Genomic DNA, 16337 nt, shown 5'->3' on the forward strand with positions numbered 1-16337 from the left:
CACGGTGATGCCCTGGACGCCTTCGAGACTGCTCCCCCGGGGACGGTCCGGAGTCGACCCCAGCGGAGTACCGTGGGAGACAACCGAGGACATTCCGCACACCGGCATCGGCGCCGACGTCGCCCTGGGTCATGAACTGGTCCCTTGCGGACCGGACGGGCGGCCTCTCATGATGCCGATTCCCCTCCCTTCGCCTTTCTCCTCCGGACGGTGGACGGTGCCCGGCGCTCCTCCGCTGCCTCGCCTGGTGCTTGAGCCGACGATGTCGCGCGACGGGGTCTTCGACGGTGCCTGGTGGCCCCGCTCGGACCACGTCCTCGCCGAACTGCCGGACCTGATCACCGCGCTCGGCGCCCACCTCGGACGCATCATCCGCGTCGGCCTCGACATGTCGGCCTGGGACGGCGTTCCCCGGTCCATCATGGCGAACGGCCTCATGGTCAGGATCAACTGGTTCACGGGCAGCGACGCGACGATCAGCATCACCCGGGGCTTCCAGGACCACTTCCTGCTCCTGGTGGTGCCGCCCCTCACCGACCCTGGCACGGCCTCGTCTGCGATGGCGGGGGCAGCAGCAACCGGAAACCACACCCCGGCAGCCGAGCTCCTGATGCCCAGCTGAGTGGTGATCGGGCGAAGGGCCGGCCCAGCTCCCCGCCGCCGGAGCGGATTACTTCCCCAGGAGGGGCGTCCCGGCGGACGGCCGCGCCGGAGCCGCACCGTGGCGATGACAGCCGGCCGACTGTCCGGCTCGCCCCCCCCGTCACCGTATTGGACGGCATTCCACGAAGGTAAGGCACCAGATGGCAGGGCGTTCGGCCGGCACGAGCGTGGCCCGCCGGGAGGGGAGGCAGTGGACTCCGTCTCTCCTCGATGCCGTACAGCTGCGACAACCTGGCCTCCTGGACGGTTCGTTGGCGTGATGCCCTTCGAACTACCGAGCGGCGCCCGGGAAGTGGCGCCCGTGCGGTGGTCAGGGGGCCGGTGCGGGCCGTGCGGCGGGTCAGGAGCGCGGTGGCAGCCGGTGGAGGCGTACGTCGGTGAGGTGGCCGTCGTGCGCGCGGGCGGTCAGGTAGGTGGCGAAGGGCTGGCGGCGCCGGTCGGTCGGGGAGCCCGGGTTGAGCAGCCGCAGGCCGCCGGGGGCCTGGCTGTCCCACGGGATGTGGCTGTGACCGAAGACCAGGACGTCCGTATCGGGGAAGCCCGAGCTGCACCGCTGTTCGCGGCCCCGGGCGGGGCCGGTCTCGTGGACGACGGCGAAGCGCAGGCCCGCCAGTTCGACGTGGGCGACCTCGGGCAGACGTGCGCGCAGCTCCGGCCCGTCGTTGTTGCCGTGGACGGCGACCAGCCGCCGGGCCCGGGCTTCGAACAGGTCGAGCGTGGCGGTGTCGACCCAGTCCCCGGCGTGGAAGACCACGTCGGCCTCGTCGAGGGCGCGCAGCAGCGGGTCGGGCAGGACGCGCGCCCGGGTGGGGAGGTGGGTGTCGGAGGTGAGGAGCAGTCGCACGTCCGCGGGCTTCCGTCGGGGTCGGGTGGGCGGGGTTCCGCTGGCCGGTGGCCGGTCAGCCGCTGACGTGGGCGGTGTGGTCGAGCCAGTGCCGGGCGAGGTCGGCGTCGCCGTCCACGGTGATTCCGGTGGCGTGGTGGTCGGTGAGCGGGAGCCGTCGGGTCAGGACCAGCAGCAGCGACCGTGCCGGGCCCGTGACCGTCACGTCGGCCCGTAGGCTGCGGGGCTGCCACGCCACACCGTCAGGGCGTCGTTCCACCAGCCAGGCGCCCGCGTCACCGGCGATGTCGGTGGCGAGCCACTGGAGGGTCTGCCCCGTGCCCCGGATCGCGTGGGCGGATTCGGGGCGCTGCAGCCGCCAGGTGGGCGAGGTGAGCATCGCGAGGTGGTTGCCGATGAGCGCCGCGGCGACGTCCGCGTCGATGTCGGTCGGCCGATCGGCCTGGCGGGCTGCGTCGCCCGCGTCGCCTGCGTCGCCCGCGTCGCCTGCGTCGCCTGCGTCGCCTGCGTCGGCAACGCGGGCTGCCTCGGCGTCGGCAGCGCGGGCCGCGTCGAAGCCGTGGACGACCGCCTCGTTGAGGAGGCTGGACAGCCAGAAACGCGTCCCCGAGCGCCCGTCCCAGGCGGCGTTGAACACCGGCGCGTCCAGCGCCGCGTCGGAGCAGGCGCTCGCGGCCCGCTGCGCCGACTCCGTCAGCCACGCCTGCCACCGGCCGGCGTCGGCGGGGACGGCGGCCATCTCCGTGGGCAGCTGAGCGGGGTCGGTGATGCGCCGCTCGACGATCTCCGCGACCCAGTGCTGGGTCCGGCCCACGTGCTCGACCAGGTCGGTGACGGTCCAGCCCGGGGCTGTCGGCACGACGGCGTCCGGTCCGGCCGCGGCGGCCGATTCCGCCAGACGCCGGGTGTGGTCGACGATCGTCCGGCGGGCGTGCTCCGCGTTCAGCTCGGTCATGTGCTCATCCTTCCCCAGGGTGCCGCTCGGGCGGTCACGGTTCGCTGCCACGCCTGGTGTGGCGTTGCCCAGGGGAAGACCGCGCACGGACGCGAAACTCATCGATCACCTCCCGACGACTTCTCCGGCGCGCCGGTCGCGGATCTGCTGCGGCCCGGGCCGACCGCGGGCGGCTGAAGCACCGAGGTGGGCCGTCGTGGCCCGGAGTCCACGGTTGAACGGTTGGACGCAGCAGAGCTTCATCACGTCGGTGTCCCCCGCGCCCTGTGCGTGCCGCTCCCGTTCCGTGTGTTCACCGAGCAGTCGGCGGACCTCGGCGATCAGCCCGGGGCGCAACGGGTCGTCCGCCCGGTCCGCTCCCGGGGCGTTCCCCGGCCCGCGTCCGAGGAGGCCGACGGTTCCTCCTGCACCAGCCCGAGCGCCTCCAGGAGGAACCGGTAGTCTTCGCGGTCGAGCGCGTGGGCGGCTATCGCCCTGCGCGCCCGGCACCGCACCGTCTCCGGCACGGCGCCCGCCGGTTCGAGAATCTCCCCGACCGACGCCGGGTCCCAGTTCGCACGCACCTGACCGACACCCCTTCGTGGACGATTGAACCTTTCAGGCTACTGCGGCCCGGGCGAACGCCTTCCCCCCGTGGGGCACACGACACCCCGCGGCGGGGGCTCGCCCGCGGGGGGCTTGTGCGTGAACCGGCCCCGGCGGGGGTTCGAGCGCGTCAGAGCCGGTCGTAGACGGCGGACAGCCGGTGCAGGACCTCGGCGGCACGGTCGAGGTCGTCGGCGTCGTAGTCCGCCAGGTCGGCGTGCAGGGCGTCGGCCAGTGCCGCCTGGCGCTGCCGGTGCCGTTCGCGCCCGGCGTCGGTGAGCGCGACCACGACGGAGCGCTTGTCCTCCGGCGGGCGGGTGCGGGTGACGTAACCGGCCGCGACCAGGCCGTTGACCAGCTGGGTGGTGGCGGCTCCGGTGGTCTCGGTGCCGGCGGCGAGCCCGCTGATGGTCAGCGGGCCCTGGTCGGCCAGCGTGCGCAGGGCGCGGGCATGGGTGAGGGAGAGGGCGCCGGGGGTACGGGTGGCGCGGCCGCGCAGGCGCGCGTCGGCGGCGCTGAGCCGGTAGGCGGCGCGGGCCAGGCGGTCGAGTGCCTGGGCCCGCTCGGGGGTGGGCGGCTGGTCGGCCATGGTGTCGCTCCTCCGGGCTGGGTTGACAGCCAGCCTAGCTTAAGTACTTAATGACTAAGTACTTACTCCTTAAGTACTTAGTGAATCACCGCCCCCGATTCAGGAGGAGACCGTCATGACCGTCCGTTCGACCGGCCAGAGCTGGGCCCTGGACATCGCCCTCGCCCAGGGCGGATTCGACGCCCTGCACCCCGAGGCCGTCGGGACCATGGAGCAGCTCGGCCACGACCACACCGACTTCGCCAAGGTCTTCGCCCTGGTCCGCAGCGGCGCGATGCTGCCCAAGGCGTGGGCGACCGTCGCCGGCCAGGCCGAGGAGCGCGCCGCCCACCACGAGCGCGGCGGCTTCGCGCAGACCGCCGCCGACCTCTACCTGCGGGCCGCGGTGATGTGGGGCCGCGCCCAGTACTCGATCTTCGACGCGGCCGACCCGCGCAAGGCGGCCCTGCGTGAGCGCGCCGACCACTGCGTGGCCCGCCTCGGCGCGCTGCGGGACGGGCGGGTGCGGCGGGTGGAGCTGGACTTCGAGGGCTCGACGATCCACGCCCTGCTGCACCTGCCCGCCGGCCCCGTCGAGAACGCGCCGGCCGTCATCCTCGGCCCGGGGATGGACATGATCAAGGAGGACTACATCTGGGCGGCCGAGCGGTACTACACCTCCCGCGGGATGGTCGCGCTGTCCGTCGAGGGACCGGGCCAGGGCGAGAGCCGGGCCGGCGGGCTCACCGTCGACCTGGCCAACTACGAGCGGGCGATCGGCCGCTACCTCGACCACCTGGCCTCGCTGCCGGAGGTCGACGGGACCCGGATCGGCATGTTCGGCATCTCGATGAGCGGCTACTGGGGCTCCCGGGCGGCCGCCACCGACGGTCGGCTGGCCGCGCTCGCCGCGTTCGAGGCCGTCACGGGCGACTTCGCGACCATCTTCGAGCGCGCCCAGCCGACCTTCAAGAACAACTACATGTACATGGCCGGGTACGACGACGAGGAGGCCTTCGACCGCGACCTCGCCCGACAGATGCCGCTCGGCGACCTGGTGGCCGGCATCACCTGCCCGGTGCTGTACGGCATCGGCGAGTTCGACGAGCTCACCGACCTCGGCCAGGCGATCGAGAGCTTCGAGCGGATCCGGGCGCCGAAGGAGCTCCGGGTCTACGAGGACGAGTTCCACCCGCTCGGCGGCGTGGCCGCCGAGGCCTTCCGGTTCGGGGCCGAGTGGCTGGAGCGCGCCCTCGCCGGCGAGTTCGCCGAGCCGGGCCGCGACGTGCGCCACTACGTCCACCGCGACGGCCGCACCACCGACGGCAGCGCCGACCCCACCTGGTGGCGCGGAGCGGCTCCGACCCGGCTGGCGGCCGTCCGGCGGGGGTGAGGGGGAGGCCTACTGGTCGGGCTCCTGCGGGTCGACGCCGGTGCGGGCCTTCTGGGAGTAGCCGCCGGACGGCCGCCCCGACGGGCCCTGGGGGCCGTGATCGCGCCGGTGCTCGGAAGGCCCCTGCTCCTCCCCGCGCGGCCCCTTGCTCTCCACCGTCTGCCCGGGCACGCCCTGCCTCTCCTCCTTGGAAGGCTCGCGCCCCGGACCGGGCTCGGGAGCGTACTCGTCGGGGTGGAAGGAGCGGTGCGCGCTGTCGTTGGGCTGCTGCTCCTCCGCGTCGATGTCACCCGACCAACCGTGGTGCGCACCCTCGTGGCGGCTGGCCTGGCCCTCGTCCATGGACTTGTGCGTGCCGGGTTTCCTGGAAGTCATGACCGAACGTCCTCACGTGCGGAGCTGTGTTCCCCACGCGCCTGTCCACCTCCCGGCCCGCGACACCCCGGTCCCGGCATCCGTTTCGTCAGGGGGCCGCCCGGCGGCGTCGGCGGGCCGGTCAGCCGCGGGGCGGCACGGTCATCAGCGGGTGGAAGTGAGCGAGTTCGGCGGGTTCGTCCACCGGCGCGCCGTCCGCCTCGATCCAGGCGTGGGCGCGGAACGGCTCCGTGCGCACCCCGGTGCGCCAGGTCGGCCAGCTCCCCCTGGCCCGGCACAGCAGGGCCGCGGCGATGGACCGCTGCAGGCAGCCCTGACCGGCGCAGCGCATGCTGAGCGCGACCACCTGTTGCCGGGCGGCCAGCGCCTCACGGGCGGTGGCCGGGCGGGCACCGCCGCGCAGGCGCAGCATCAGGCGGCGGATCCGGGCCGGTGGCATCCGCTCGATCAGCCGGGCGGCGGCGATCGCCGCGAGCGCGGCCGGGCGCCGGTGCCACGGCGGCCGGCCCGCCCCGGCGGCGTGGCCCTGCAGGCTCATCCGCGCGCCCCGGGGTGGCCGGCGGGGGTGCGCGTCCCGGTAGCGGACCGGCGCCGGGCGCTCATCCGGTGACCAGCCCGGCGGTGCGCAGGCTGCCCAGCAGGGCGGCGACGTCGGTGCGGGCCTGGTCCGCGGTGACGGGGTAGCGGCCGCTGAGGTCGGTGGCGATCTCGTCGGCGGTCCGGTCGTCGAGGAGGGACTGCAGGATGTGCAGTCCGGTGCGGTTGAGCTGGAAGTAGCGGCCGGAGCGCTCGTCCAGCACGACGGCGCCGCTGCCGGTCGGGGTGAGGGTCACATCGGGGCGCAGTTCCACGGACATGCGGTCTCCTCCTCGGGGGTTTCCGTGGCGGGTGGTCAGAAGGCGGTGTGCGCGGCCTCGTGGGCGCGCAGCCAGTGCTCGCAGGCGAGGGTGGCGTCGAGTGCCGCGTACGGGGTGCCGGGCGGGTAGAGCCCGAGGCAGGCCCGGCGCAGCGCGTCGGGGTCGACGAGGCCGGCGCGGGCGAGGGCGCTGTCCTCGGCGAGGGCGGCGAGTTCGGGTCGGTGGCGGGCCAGGCCCTGGTGGGCGTCGGGGCTGAAGTCGCCCTTGCCGGTGCGGCGCAGGAGCTCGTCGGGGACGTCCTGGGCGACGGCGGCGGTGAGCAGCGGCTTGTAGGCGAACGGGGTGCCGCGCTGGGCGGGTTCGGCGGCCAGGCAGGCGTCGAGGACCTGGTCGTCCAGGAACGGGACGGTGTACGGGGTGCCGACGGCGGCCGTGGCCTCGATCAGCTGGCGCATGGCGGCGGCGCTGTGGCGGACCATGTGCAGCGTCTGGTGCTGGGCGTGTTCGGGTGCGAGGGGCACGGCGTCGGCCGGCGCGACGGCGCGCAGCCGCTCGCGCAGGAGGTCGGCGGCCTGGGGGGTGATCCAGGGGGCGAGGCGGGGTTCGGGTCCCCAGCCGAGCAGTTGGGTGGTCGGTGGGGCGGTGCGGGTGAGGCGGTCGGAGGTGTGGGCGAGCCAGGCGTGGTAGGGGCGGGTGTCGGCGAGGGCGCGCAGCGCGGCGGACAGGCCCCAGCGCAGCCGGGCCCGGTGGCCGCGCAGGTGGCGCAGCGCGGTGGCGGGCTGGTGGACGGTCAGCAGGCGCAGGTACGAGGGCAGTGCCTGGAGGACCTCGTCGCCGCCCTCTCCGCTGAGGCGCAGACGGGCGCCGTGGGCCGCGAGGCGGCGGGCCACGGCCTCGTCGCGGGCCCGGGTGCGGGTCCAGGGCAGCGGTTCGTCGCCCTGCGGTCCCGCCGTGCCGACGTCCGCGAACATCGCGGGCAGGTCGTCGGGCGCCAGCAGGAGCCGCCGGCCGGGGAGGTGACGGGCGGCGCGCTCGGCCCAGGCGGCGTCGTCGTGGTGCGGGTCGGTGGAGCCGAGGGTGACGGTGAGCAGCTCGGCGGGCCCCCGGGCGGCGAGGAAGCACAGCGGGGTGGAGTCCAGGCCGCCGGACAGGTCGGCGGCGACGACCCCGCCGGTGCGGGTGCGGGCGTCGACGGCGCGGCGCAGCGCGTGGCCGAGTGCGGCCGCGGCCTCGGCCGGCGGACGGTCGGGGGCGGGCGGCTGCCAGTGGGCGAGCGTGCGGGCGGGGCGGCCGGGGGTGAGCACGGCCGCGTGGTGCGGGGGCACCGGGGTGATGTCGGGCCACAGGGGCAGCGCGTCGAGGGGGTGGGGCAGCGGGTGGGCGAGCCGCAGGGCGAGCCGGTCGAGGGACGGGGTGCGGTCGGTGAGCCCGGCGAGGGTGTCGGCCCGGTCCGCCAGGAGCGGGGTGCCGTCGTGTTCGGCCAGGTACAGGCGGCGCAGCCCGGACAGCGAGCCCCGGGCGAGGACCGTGCCGCGCACGGAGGCGACGAGGTGGAAGCAGCCCGCCGGTTCCCGGGCGAGGGTCAGGGCGTCGTAGGGGTCGCGGATCCGCTCGGCGAGGCGCAGCAGCCGGTGGTGGTCGGTGCCGACGGTGCCGAACACGGCGAGGGCCACCGGCCCGGCCTGCACGGTCAGCGGTTCCTCGTCGGCCGGCCACGCGCCGATGATCCAGGGGCGTCCGCCGGGGTGGGGCAGGACACGGCACTCGGCCGTGTCCTGCCCCGCGGCCACCGCGGACGCGGCTTCGGTATCCGGGAGGACCACGAACCAGGTCCTGCGGTGACCGCTCACTGGACGGCCCCTCAGATGAGGTAGAAGCCGTGACCGTCGAAGACGTCGCCGATCAGGAAGCCCTGGGTGAGGGCGGCGAAGTCACCGAGCTCGACCAGCATCGGGGTCTCGTACACGTCGGACATGACGGTTTCCTCTCGTTCGACTACTCAGTTGGACGGGAGTGCTTGCCGGCGACGACCACTCTTCCGGCCGGTCCGCTTTCCGGGCAACCGGTTCCCGGTGCTTTGACCGAAAGATGGTCACGCTCCGCTATCGATTGGATCCGTGGTGCGACCGGACGGAAGGGGCGGGTGGGGCGGGGGCGCGTCACCGGGCACTGGCCGGGTCCCATCCGTCACGGCTCCCCCAGGCTGCGTACACGCACTGCGTACGCCCCCCTCGGGCTTCCGGCCGCCGTCCACCCGGGCACGGCGATTTCCGGACCGGCCGGAGTGCGGGGGCGTGCGGCGGCCGCACGCCCCCGCGACGTCCGCCCCCGGCGCGCGGTCTGGACCACATGGCACGCGGTCGGGGTGCCCGGTCCTCGGGGGTGGGTCGGCGGGCCCGCGGACCGTGCGCGCACGCCGGGCACGCGGCGGCCGCCGGGCCGCACGGGAGGGGGAACCGGCTGCGCGCCGTGGCGGTCACGGCCGCCCGTGGCGGAACCGGGCGGTGAGGTCCTGGGGGTCGACGATGGGCGCCGGGTAGTCCCCGGCGAGGAGCCAGGGACGGTGGACGGACGGCCCGGGCAGGTGGGCGAGTTCGGGCACCCACCGGCGGACGTAGGCGCCGTCCGGGTCGTAGCGGTCGGCCTGGCGCAGCGGGTTGAGGACGCGGTTGGGCCGGGTGTCGGTGCCGGTGCCGGCGACCCACTGCCAGTTGAGCTGGTTGTTCGCGACGTCGCCGTCGACCAGCAGGGAGAGGAAGTGGGCGGCGCCGATCCGCCAGTCGAGGTAGAGGGTCTTGGCGAGGAAGCTCGCCGTCAGCAGCCGGGCCCGGTTGTGCATCCAGCCTTCCTCGGCGAGCTGGCGCATCCCGGCGTCGATGATCGGGTACCCCGTACGGCCCTGGCGCCAGGCCTCGGCCTCGCGCTCGTCGTGGTGCCAGCGGTCGTCCCGGGCGCGGTAGTCGCGGCGCGCGGCGTCGGGGCGGGCGGCGAGGACCTGGTGGTGGAAGTCGCGCCAGGCGAGTTGCCGGACGAAGGCCTCCGCGCCGGGGCCGCCGTGCCGCAGGGCGCGGTCGGTCAGCTCGGTGGCCGACAGGCAGCCGAAGTGCAGGTACGGGGAGAGCCGGGAGGTGTCGTCGGCCGCCAGGTCGTCGTGGACGTCGGCGTACGCGGCGACGTCCCAGCGGCGCCACCGCTCACGGGCCGCGCTCTCGCCGCCGCGCGGCAGGGAGGGCGAGAACGGGCCGCTGATCACGAGGTTCTCGCTGCCGATCTCCTCCGGGGTGCGGATCGCCCGGGGCGCGCCGAGCACGGTGCGGTGCGGGGCCTGCTGCCAGGCGCGGTGGTACGGGGTGAAGACGGCGTAGTGGTCGCGCCCGGCGGGGGCGATCCGCCCGGGCGGCACGACGGTCACGGAGGCGTCGTGGACGTGCAGCCGCTCGCCGAACAGGGCGCGCAGCGCCGCTTCGCGCCGCCGGGCGTAGCCGCTGACCCCGGCGGCGACGTGCACCGTCCCGGCGCCGGCCTCGGCGGCGACCTTGGCCGCCTGCTCGGCGGTCGCGCCCCGGCGGACGATGAGCCGGGAGCCGACGCGGCGCAGCGAGGCGTCCAGGTCGGCCAGGCAGTCGGCGAGGAAGGCCAGCCGGTTGGGGGCGGCGAAGCCGGCCGCCTCGACCGCCGGGTCGAGGACGAACAGCGGCACCACCTGGTCGGCGGCGGTGCGGGCGGCGTGCAGCACGGGGTTGTCGTGCAGGCGCAGGTCCTGGGTGAACAGGGCGATCGAGACGGTCACGGGTGGTGCCTCGCAGGTGGTGCGGTCGGGTGTGCGGGGTGTCGGCGTGGTGGCAGGGGGACGAAGCCGCTGGTGCGGGCGGCGTACGCGGCCCAGCCGGGCCGTTGGGCGCCGAGCTGCCGTTCCAGCATCGGTTTGCCGCTGCCGAAGGCGAGCAGCCAGGTCATCACGAGGGGGCTGAGGACGAAGGCCCAGCCGACGGGTGTGTCGGCGGCGAGCAGGAACAGGCCCCACCAGACGCAGGCGTCGCCGAAGTAGTTGGGGTGGCGGGTGTAGCGCCACAGGCCGCGGTCCATGATCCGGCCGCGGTGGGCGGGGTCGGCCTTGAAGCGGGCGAGCTGCCAGTCCCCCACGGCTTCGAAGAACAGGCCGACGGCCCACAGGGCGGTGCCCGCCCAGGCGAGCGGGCCGGGCGGGTGGGGCAGGTACTGGGCGGCTTGGACGGGGAGCGAGACGAACCAGACGAGGGCGGCCTGGAGCAGGTAGACGATCCGCAGGGCGTACCGGGTGCGGGCGGGGCCCTCGGGGGCGCGGGCGAGCATCCGGGCGTAGCGCGGGTCCTCGGGCGCGCCGCGGGCGCGCCACCAGATGTGCCCGGACAGCCGCAGCCCCCAGACGGTGACGAGGACGGTCGCCAGCAGCCGGCGCCCGGGATCCCCGTGGCCGTCCGAGAGCGCGTAGCCGGTCAGCGCCACGGCCGTGAACGCGAGCCCCCAGGCGACGTCCACGCCCCGGTGGCGCCCGGCGCGCACGCCCACCGCGAACGCGGCGAGGAGCACGGCGAGGGCGACGGCGGCGGTGACCGCGAGGTTGACGGCGAAGGCGGCGGCGTTCACGCCGTCGCCTCGTCGCGGGTGAGGAGGATCTGGTGGACGTCGAGGTAGCCGGTGCGGAATCCGGCCTCGGAGTAGGCGAGGTACAGCTCCCACATGCGCTGGAAGACCTCGTCGAAGCCGAGGGCCGCGACCTGCGGCGACCGTTCGGTGAACCGTTCGCGCCACAGGCGCAGGGTCTCGGCGTAGTGCGGCCCGTAGGCGTCGGCGCGGGTGAGCCGCAGGCGGGTGTGGCGGGTGGCGGTCTCCTCGATCGCCCGCACGGAGGGGATGAGGCCGCCGGGGAAGATGTACTTGAGGATCCAGGTGTAGGTGCGGCTGCTCGCGAGCATCCGGTCGTGGGGCATGGTGATCGCCTGCAGGGCGACGCGTCCGCCGGGCGCGAGGACCCGGTCGAGCGTGCGGAAGTAGTCCGGCCAGAACGGCCGTCCGACGGCTTCGATCATCTCCACGCTGACCACGGCGTCGTACCGGCCCTCGGCGGCGCGGTAGTCGCAGAGCCGGACCTCGGCCCGCTCCGAGTGCCCGGCCTCGGCGATCCGGTGCCGGGCGAGGTCGAGCTGTTCCTCGGAGAGGGTCAGGCTGACGGTGTGGGCGCCGCGTGCGGCGGCGCGCAGGGCGAGCTCGCCCCAGCCGGTGCCGATCTCCAGCAGCCGGGTGCCGGGGCCGACCCGGGCCAGGTCGAGCAGCCGGTCGATCTTGCGGTGCTGGGCGGCGGGCAGGGCCTCGCGGGTGGCGACCGGCGCGTGGTCGGCCCCGGTCGGGAAGAGGGCCGAGGAGTAGGTCATCGTCGGGTCGAGGAAGAGCGCGAAGAGGTCGTTGGACAGATCGTAGTGCCGGTGGATGTTGCGCCGCGCGTTCGCCGCGGTGGACAGTTCCTCGTCCGGCGGTCGCCGGACGTAGAGGCGGCGCAGCCACTGGGCGCCGGTGGGCACGAGGGTCTCCGGGGCGGTGGCGAGTTCGGTGAGCAGCGCGACCAGGTCGGGGCTGTCCCAGTCTCCGGCCTGGTAGGACTCCCCGAAGCCGATCAGGCCGCTCTCCCCCACCCGGTGGAAGAAGTCCTGCGGGCGGTGCAGGCGGAGCACCGGTGCGCCGGGCGGGGCGGGCAGCAGGGTGCGGCCGCCGGGGAGTTCGACGCGCAGGCCGCGTCGCGCGGCCACCCGGCGCAGCAGGCGGGCGGCGACGGCCGCGCGCAGCGGCACGTCCGGGACCCGGGCGACGTCCGGCCAGCGGGCGGGGTCGACGAGGGGCGTCGGCGTCCCTGCCGGGGGAACCGTGGTCGTCATGGGGCGGGCACCTCTTCCGTGGGAACGGGCGTGTCGGCGGGCCGGGACCGGCCGGCGGCCGGGCGGGGGTGGACGGGCAGGCCGCTGAGCCACAGGCGGGTGCCCTGGTAGCGGATGTGCAAACTGACGGCCCAGGTGGCGAACGGGTGCCTGAGCACCGCCCGCAGCAGGGTGGCGGGGCGGGCCGGGCGGGCGGTGCCGCGGACGGTGGCCGTGAAGGCCCGCCGGCCTCGGCGCTCCAGGTGGACGGTCAGGTGGAGGCGTTCGCCCGGTTCGGGCAGGACCATCCGGTAGCGGCCGTCGACGGGGAAGAACGGCGAGACGTAGAAGTCCTTGACGCTCTCGGCGCGGCCCTCGGGATCGGGTGGCAGCAGGTAGCGGTGCCGGCCGCCGTAGGTGTTGTGGACCTCGGCGACCGTGCACAGCGGGCGCCCTGCCCCGTCGCGGCACCAGTAGACGGTCAGCGGGTTGAACACGTGCCCGAGCGAGCGGGCCTGGGTGAGCATCAGCACCTGCCCGCCGCCGAGCCGCACGCCGTGCCGGGCGAGGTAGCGCTCCAGGTCCTGGCGGACGGACGGTGTCCGCCCGGCCGGGTCGAGGGCGTGGTCGCGGGGCAGGAACCGGGCCAGCGGCCGCAGCGGCCACGGCGGGGTCGGCAGGCGGTCCACGTCCACCAGCCACAGGTAGCCGCGGTGGCGGAACGACCGCAGCCGGGGCGCCGGGCGCACGTGCGTGGTGACGGTGTCGTAGAGGACCGCGCCCCACGGTCCGGGCAGAGCGGTCACGGCACGGGCGGTCACGGCGCGTTCACCCCCAGCAGCGCGCGAGCGGCCACGACGCCGGAGCGGCAGCCGTCCTCGTGGAAGCCCCAGCCGTGGTAGGCACCGGCGAACGCGGTGCGGGCGGTGGTGAGTTCGGGCAGCCGGCGCTGGGCGGCGACCGAGTGCGCGGTGTACACCGGGTGCTCGTAGACGGTGCGGGAGACCACCAGGTGGTCGGGGACGGGGTGGTGCCGGTCCTCGTTGAGGGTGACCAGGTAGTCCTCGGCGGTGTCCAGGCGCAGCAGCCGGTTGAGGTGGTAGCTGACCCGCACCCGGTGGGAGGGGGCGGTGCAGTGGGGCATCCGGTAGTTCCACGAGCCGCGCGCCGAGCGGGCGCCGGGCAGCACGGACGGGTCGCGGTGCAGGACGGTGGGGTTGCGCGAGTAGGTGAAGGCGCCGAGGATCTCGCGTTCGGCGTCGGTCGGCTCGGCGAGCAGCTCCAGGGCCTGGTCGGCGTGGGTGGCGACCACGACGGCGTCGGCCTCGGTGCGGTGTCCCCCGTCGGAGACCACGGTGACGCCGTCCGGGGAGCGGTGCACCGCGCGAACGGGGGTGGAGCGGTGCACGGTGGCGAGCCGCTCGGCGACCTTCTCGACGTAGGTGCGCGAGCCGCCGACGACGGTGCGCCAGGTCGGCGATCCGGTGACGGAGAGCATGCCGTGGTTGTCGAGGAAGGCGAACAGGTAGCGGGCCGGGTAGTCGCCCGCCAGGTCGGGGGCGCAGGACCACACGGCGGAGACCACCGGGGTCATGAAGTGGTTCACGAAGTACCGGGAGAAGCCCTCGGCGGCCAGGAAGTCCCGCAGGCTCGGGTCGCCCGCCGCCGGGTCGGCGAGCAGGCGGCGGGCGAGCCGGTGGAAGCGCGGCACCTCGGCGAGCATCCGCAGGTACCGGCCGCGGACCAGGGCGTCGGGCCGGGCGAACAGGCCGGCCGGCCCCCTCGCCCCGGCGTACTCCAGGCCGCATCCGTCGCATCGCACGGACATGCTCATCTCGCTGTCCTGGGTGCGGACGCCGAGTTCGGCGAAGAGCCGGACCAGGTGCGGGTAGGTCCGCTCGTTGTGGACCAGGAATCCCGTGTCCAGCGGGAGCGTCCGCCCGTCCCGGGCGCTCGCGTGCTGGGTGTGGGCGTGGCCGCCGAGCCGCCCGTCGGCCTCGAAGAGCTCGACGTCGACCCCGGCCCGGGAGAGCTCGTGGGCGGCGGTGAGGCCGGCGACGCCGGATCCCACCACCGCCACCCGGCGCGGACGCGCGCCGCCGTCCCTCCCGACGGTGATCCGGGCGGTGGAAACGGTGTCGAACACGGTCACGAGAGCCCCTCCCGACGGGGCCGCGACACGGCCCGCACTGTCCTTGCACCGGATCTTCGGAACGGAGACCGGACCGGATTGGCCCGACTTCGCGGGCACCGGAACGCCCGGGGACAGGGGGGGCAGAGAGGAGGGGGCAGGCGGTAGCCGGGGTGGTCCGGAGCCGCGAGTGGTTCCGGTGACGGGACGTCAGGGCGGACGTCAGTCCGTGACGGCCTGCTCCAGGAGGTCGACGGCGTCCGTGAGGGTGGCGGGGCGGGCGACGCCGGCCGGAAGCCGGTTGCGGGCCCAGCCCGGGCCGGCGGCCACCACCACGGCCGCGCCGCGGGAGCCGCGCGGACCCCACGCGCTGTCGCCGATCCTGCGGACCAGCTCGCGGTCCGCGGTGTGCTGGTCCTGGGACCAGATCATCACGGCCCCCGGACCGATCCGGTGGACGGCGTCCAGCAGGGCCCTGGCCGGAACGGCCGCGCCCAGCATGCGGAAGGGGACCGCGCGCTCCGCCAGGGCCGCGGCCGTGGCCTCGATCGGCAGGGTGTGCAGTTCGAGGGGCGTCGCCGCCAGGAGGACGGGCCTCACCCGACGGGCGGTGACCGCCCCGTCGGCCACGCCGCGCAGCGCACTGGAGACGTGCCAGGACAGCAGGTGCTCGACCTCGACGTACTGCTCGCCGTCCGCCGCCCACTTGCGGCCCGCGGCGCGGAGGGCGGGCATCATGACCTCCGTCCACGCGCTGATCACCCCGAGCGCGTCCACCGCCTCGCGCAGGATGCCGGCGACCTCCGGGGCGTCCAGCCGCACCGCCGCCCGGGCCAGGCCCCGGCATTCGGGGCGTACCGTCCCGACGCGCAGGTTGCGGCTTCCGCCCGGGGCGCGACCGGGCCGGTCATCGCCCTGCGGGCCGGTCGGCGGCTCGGGCGGAGCGGGCGGCGGGCCGTCCTCGCGCACGGACGCGTCGCGCTCCGCCAGGGCGGCGCGGGCCGCCTCGCCCGGGGGCACCCCGCGGGCCGTCAGCCGGCACATCGTCTCCAGGACGGCGATGTCCCCGGGGGTCCAGCGGCGGTGGTGGCCGGCCACCCGGTGGGCGGGGCCGATGCCGTAGCGGCGTTCCCAGGAACGGACCGTGGTGGGCGACACGCCCAGGCGCTGGGCCACCCCGCCGGTCGAGAGCCCGGCGTCGTCCGCCGGGTCGGGCGTCGGGCCGGGCGTCGGGCCGGGCGTCGGGGCCGCTTGCCCGGACCGCGCCCGGGGCGGCGGTCCCGCGTCGAGGCGGGCCGATGAGGTCACCATCCTGCGATCCTTCCCGCGGCGAACCCCGTGTCGCCACCGCTGTCGAACACCCGGACCGCCTGCGTCAGGCGCCCCGCCTTCGGCTGGGGGCGGTCGCCCTCACGGTCGAAGGCGGCCCTGAGCCGGATGAGGCCGTCGCGGATCCGGGTCTTGACGGTACCCAGCGGCACGCCCGTCCGGTTCGCGATCTCCCGGTGCGAGTACCCGCCGTAGTACGCCAGCACCACGGCCTCGCGCTGCGCCGAGCTCAGATCCGCGAGCGCGGACCTGACCCGCAGCCGGTCGAGCGCGCGGACCGTCTCCTCCTCCGGCGAATCGCTCCGCAGGGGCTCCCGGGCGGCGACCCGGTGGTCGCGCTCGGCGGCCGCCCGGGCGGAGCGTACCCGGTCCACCGAGCGGTGGTGCGCGATGGTCAGCACCCAGGTCAGCACCGACCCGCGTTCGGGCCGGTAGGCCGCGGCGGTGCGCCAGACCTCCAGGAGGACCTCCTGGGCGACCTCCTCGGCGTGCGCGGGACTGCGCAGCGTCCGCAGCGCGACGCCGTACACCGGGGCGGCAACCGCGCGGTACAGCGCCTCGAAGGCGCGTTCGTCGCCGCGCGCCGACAGCTCCAGGAGGTGGCGCAGCTCCGAGGGCGTCGGCGCGGGGTCGGCGACGGGAGCTGCCTCGGGAGGGGTTTGCACGAGCGGGGTCACAGGCCCACCGTGCAGCGATTGCGCACGTGGGGCCCACTTGCAGCGTTTACGCAGCGGTTGGCGGGCCGCGGC

At 75.4% G+C, this 16337-nt stretch carries 16 protein-coding genes and 1 pseudogene; 2 read left to right on the plus strand and 15 right to left on the minus strand.

What is annotated here, in order from left to right; all coding sequences use genetic code 11:
- Positions 1 to 247: 247 nt before the first annotated feature.
- Positions 248 to 622 (plus strand): DUF5994 family protein, encoded by a 375-nt coding sequence (locus ACIRD3_RS13240; RefSeq protein WP_402214922.1) that lies wholly within the window; start codon positions 248 to 250, stop codon positions 620 to 622.
- 381 nt (positions 623 to 1003) lie between these two features.
- Here the strand turns inward: ACIRD3_RS13240 and ACIRD3_RS13245 are convergent, their stop codons facing one another.
- The 3 genes from ACIRD3_RS13245 to ACIRD3_RS13255 form a co-directional block, all read right to left on the minus strand.
- Positions 1004 to 1507 carry a metallophosphoesterase family protein gene (locus ACIRD3_RS13245; protein ID WP_402214924.1) on the minus strand — a complete coding sequence of 168 codons (504 nt, stop codon included), beginning with the start codon at positions 1505 to 1507 and terminating at the stop codon, positions 1004 to 1006.
- 55 nt (positions 1508 to 1562) lie between these two features.
- A complete protein-coding gene (locus ACIRD3_RS13250; protein ID WP_402214926.1) occupies positions 1563 to 2462 on the minus strand; it encodes a maleylpyruvate isomerase N-terminal domain-containing protein in 900 nt (299 codons plus the stop codon).
- Between the two features lie 715 nt (positions 2463 to 3177).
- Positions 3178 to 3636, minus strand: a complete 459-nt coding sequence (locus ACIRD3_RS13255) for a MarR family transcriptional regulator (protein WP_402214928.1) — start codon at positions 3634 to 3636, stop codon at positions 3178 to 3180.
- Positions 3637 to 3751: 115 nt separating this feature from the next.
- On the opposite strand from ACIRD3_RS13255, the gene ACIRD3_RS13260 reads away from it, so the two are divergent.
- On the plus strand, positions 3752 to 5008 hold the full coding sequence (locus ACIRD3_RS13260; protein ID WP_402214930.1) for an alpha/beta hydrolase: 1257 nt from the start codon (positions 3752 to 3754) through the stop codon (positions 5006 to 5008).
- 9 nt (positions 5009 to 5017) lie between these two features.
- Here ACIRD3_RS13260 and ACIRD3_RS13265 read toward each other — a convergent pair whose 3' ends face one another.
- The 12 genes and pseudogenes from ACIRD3_RS13265 to ACIRD3_RS13320 all read right to left on the minus strand — a co-directional run.
- On the minus strand, positions 5018 to 5383 hold the full coding sequence (locus tag ACIRD3_RS13265) for a hypothetical protein (protein ID WP_402214932.1): 366 nt from the start codon (positions 5381 to 5383) through the stop codon (positions 5018 to 5020).
- A 121-nt stretch (positions 5384 to 5504) separates the two neighbouring features.
- Complete coding sequence (locus tag ACIRD3_RS13270; protein ID WP_402214934.1) at positions 5505 to 5921, minus strand: lasso peptide biosynthesis B2 protein; 417 nt, start codon at positions 5919 to 5921, stop codon at positions 5505 to 5507.
- A gap of 61 nt (positions 5922 to 5982) precedes the next feature.
- Positions 5983 to 6240, minus strand: coding sequence for a lasso peptide biosynthesis PqqD family chaperone (locus ACIRD3_RS13275; protein WP_402214936.1), 258 nt, complete (start codon positions 6238 to 6240; stop codon positions 5983 to 5985).
- A gap of 35 nt (positions 6241 to 6275) precedes the next feature.
- Positions 6276 to 8063, minus strand: a complete 1788-nt coding sequence (locus ACIRD3_RS13280) for an asparagine synthase-related protein (RefSeq protein WP_402214938.1) — start codon at positions 8061 to 8063, stop codon at positions 6276 to 6278.
- A 38-nt stretch (positions 8064 to 8101) separates the two neighbouring features.
- Positions 8102 to 8215, minus strand: a complete 114-nt coding sequence (locus ACIRD3_RS13285) for a lasso RiPP family leader peptide-containing protein (protein WP_402214940.1) — start codon at positions 8213 to 8215, stop codon at positions 8102 to 8104.
- Positions 8216 to 8716: 501 nt separating this feature from the next.
- Positions 8717 to 10030 carry a cryptochrome/photolyase family protein gene (locus ACIRD3_RS13290; protein ID WP_402214941.1) on the minus strand — a complete coding sequence of 438 codons (1314 nt, stop codon included), beginning with the start codon at positions 10028 to 10030 and terminating at the stop codon, positions 8717 to 8719.
- Positions 10027 to 10866, minus strand: coding sequence for a DUF1295 domain-containing protein (locus tag ACIRD3_RS13295; RefSeq protein ID WP_402214942.1), 840 nt, complete (start codon positions 10864 to 10866; stop codon positions 10027 to 10029). Before ACIRD3_RS13295 ends, ACIRD3_RS13290 begins: the two co-directional genes overlap by 4 nt.
- Positions 10863 to 12149 (minus strand): class I SAM-dependent methyltransferase, encoded by a 1287-nt coding sequence (locus ACIRD3_RS13300; RefSeq protein ID WP_402214944.1) that lies wholly within the window; start codon positions 12147 to 12149, stop codon positions 10863 to 10865. The genes ACIRD3_RS13295 and ACIRD3_RS13300 overlap by 4 nt, the downstream gene beginning before the upstream one ends.
- Positions 12146 to 12949, minus strand: a complete 804-nt coding sequence (locus ACIRD3_RS13305; RefSeq protein ID WP_402214946.1) for a DUF1365 domain-containing protein — start codon at positions 12947 to 12949, stop codon at positions 12146 to 12148. Before ACIRD3_RS13305 ends, ACIRD3_RS13300 begins: the two co-directional genes overlap by 4 nt.
- Positions 12946 to 14208 carry an NAD(P)/FAD-dependent oxidoreductase gene (locus ACIRD3_RS13310; protein ID WP_402215551.1) on the minus strand — a complete coding sequence of 421 codons (1263 nt, stop codon included), beginning with the start codon at positions 14206 to 14208 and terminating at the stop codon, positions 12946 to 12948. The genes ACIRD3_RS13305 and ACIRD3_RS13310 overlap by 4 nt, the downstream gene beginning before the upstream one ends.
- A 273-nt stretch (positions 14209 to 14481) precedes the next feature.
- Positions 14482 to 15570 (minus strand): MerR family transcriptional regulator, encoded by a 1089-nt coding sequence (locus tag ACIRD3_RS13315; protein ID WP_402214948.1) that lies wholly within the window; start codon positions 15568 to 15570, stop codon positions 14482 to 14484.
- Between the two features lie 116 nt (positions 15571 to 15686).
- Positions 15687 to 16196, minus strand: a pseudogene (locus ACIRD3_RS13320) (sigma-70 family RNA polymerase sigma factor); the annotation flags it as partial.
- Between the last annotated feature and the right edge of the window lie 141 nt (positions 16197 to 16337).

Origin of the sequence: Kitasatospora sp. NPDC093550 (genome assembly GCF_044764985.1) — a bacterium.
GTDB lineage: Bacteria > Actinomycetota > Actinomycetes > Streptomycetales > Streptomycetaceae > Kitasatospora.

Coding starts and splice junctions, on each gene's coding strand:
- ACIRD3_RS13300 (WP_402214944.1), bottom strand. CDS start 12,149: ATGACGACCACGGTTCCCCCGGCAGGGACGCCGACGCCCCTCGTCGAC.
- ACIRD3_RS13270 (WP_402214934.1), bottom strand. CDS start 5,921: ATGAGCCTGCAGGGCCACGCCGCCGGGGCGGGCCGGCCGCCGTGGCAC.
- ACIRD3_RS13260 (WP_402214930.1), top strand. CDS start 3,752: ATGACCGTCCGTTCGACCGGCCAGAGCTGGGCCCTGGACATCGCCCTC.
- ACIRD3_RS13285 (WP_402214940.1), bottom strand. CDS start 8,215: ATGTCCGACGTGTACGAGACCCCGATGCTGGTCGAGCTCGGTGACTTC.
- ACIRD3_RS13275 (WP_402214936.1), bottom strand. CDS start 6,240: ATGTCCGTGGAACTGCGCCCCGATGTGACCCTCACCCCGACCGGCAGC.
- ACIRD3_RS13315 (WP_402214948.1), bottom strand. CDS start 15,570: ATGGTGACCTCATCGGCCCGCCTCGACGCGGGACCGCCGCCCCGGGCG.
- ACIRD3_RS13250 (WP_402214926.1), bottom strand. CDS start 2,462: ATGACCGAGCTGAACGCGGAGCACGCCCGCCGGACGATCGTCGACCAC.
- ACIRD3_RS13265 (WP_402214932.1), bottom strand. CDS start 5,383: ATGACTTCCAGGAAACCCGGCACGCACAAGTCCATGGACGAGGGCCAG.
- ACIRD3_RS13255 (WP_402214928.1), bottom strand. CDS start 3,636: ATGGCCGACCAGCCGCCCACCCCCGAGCGGGCCCAGGCACTCGACCGC.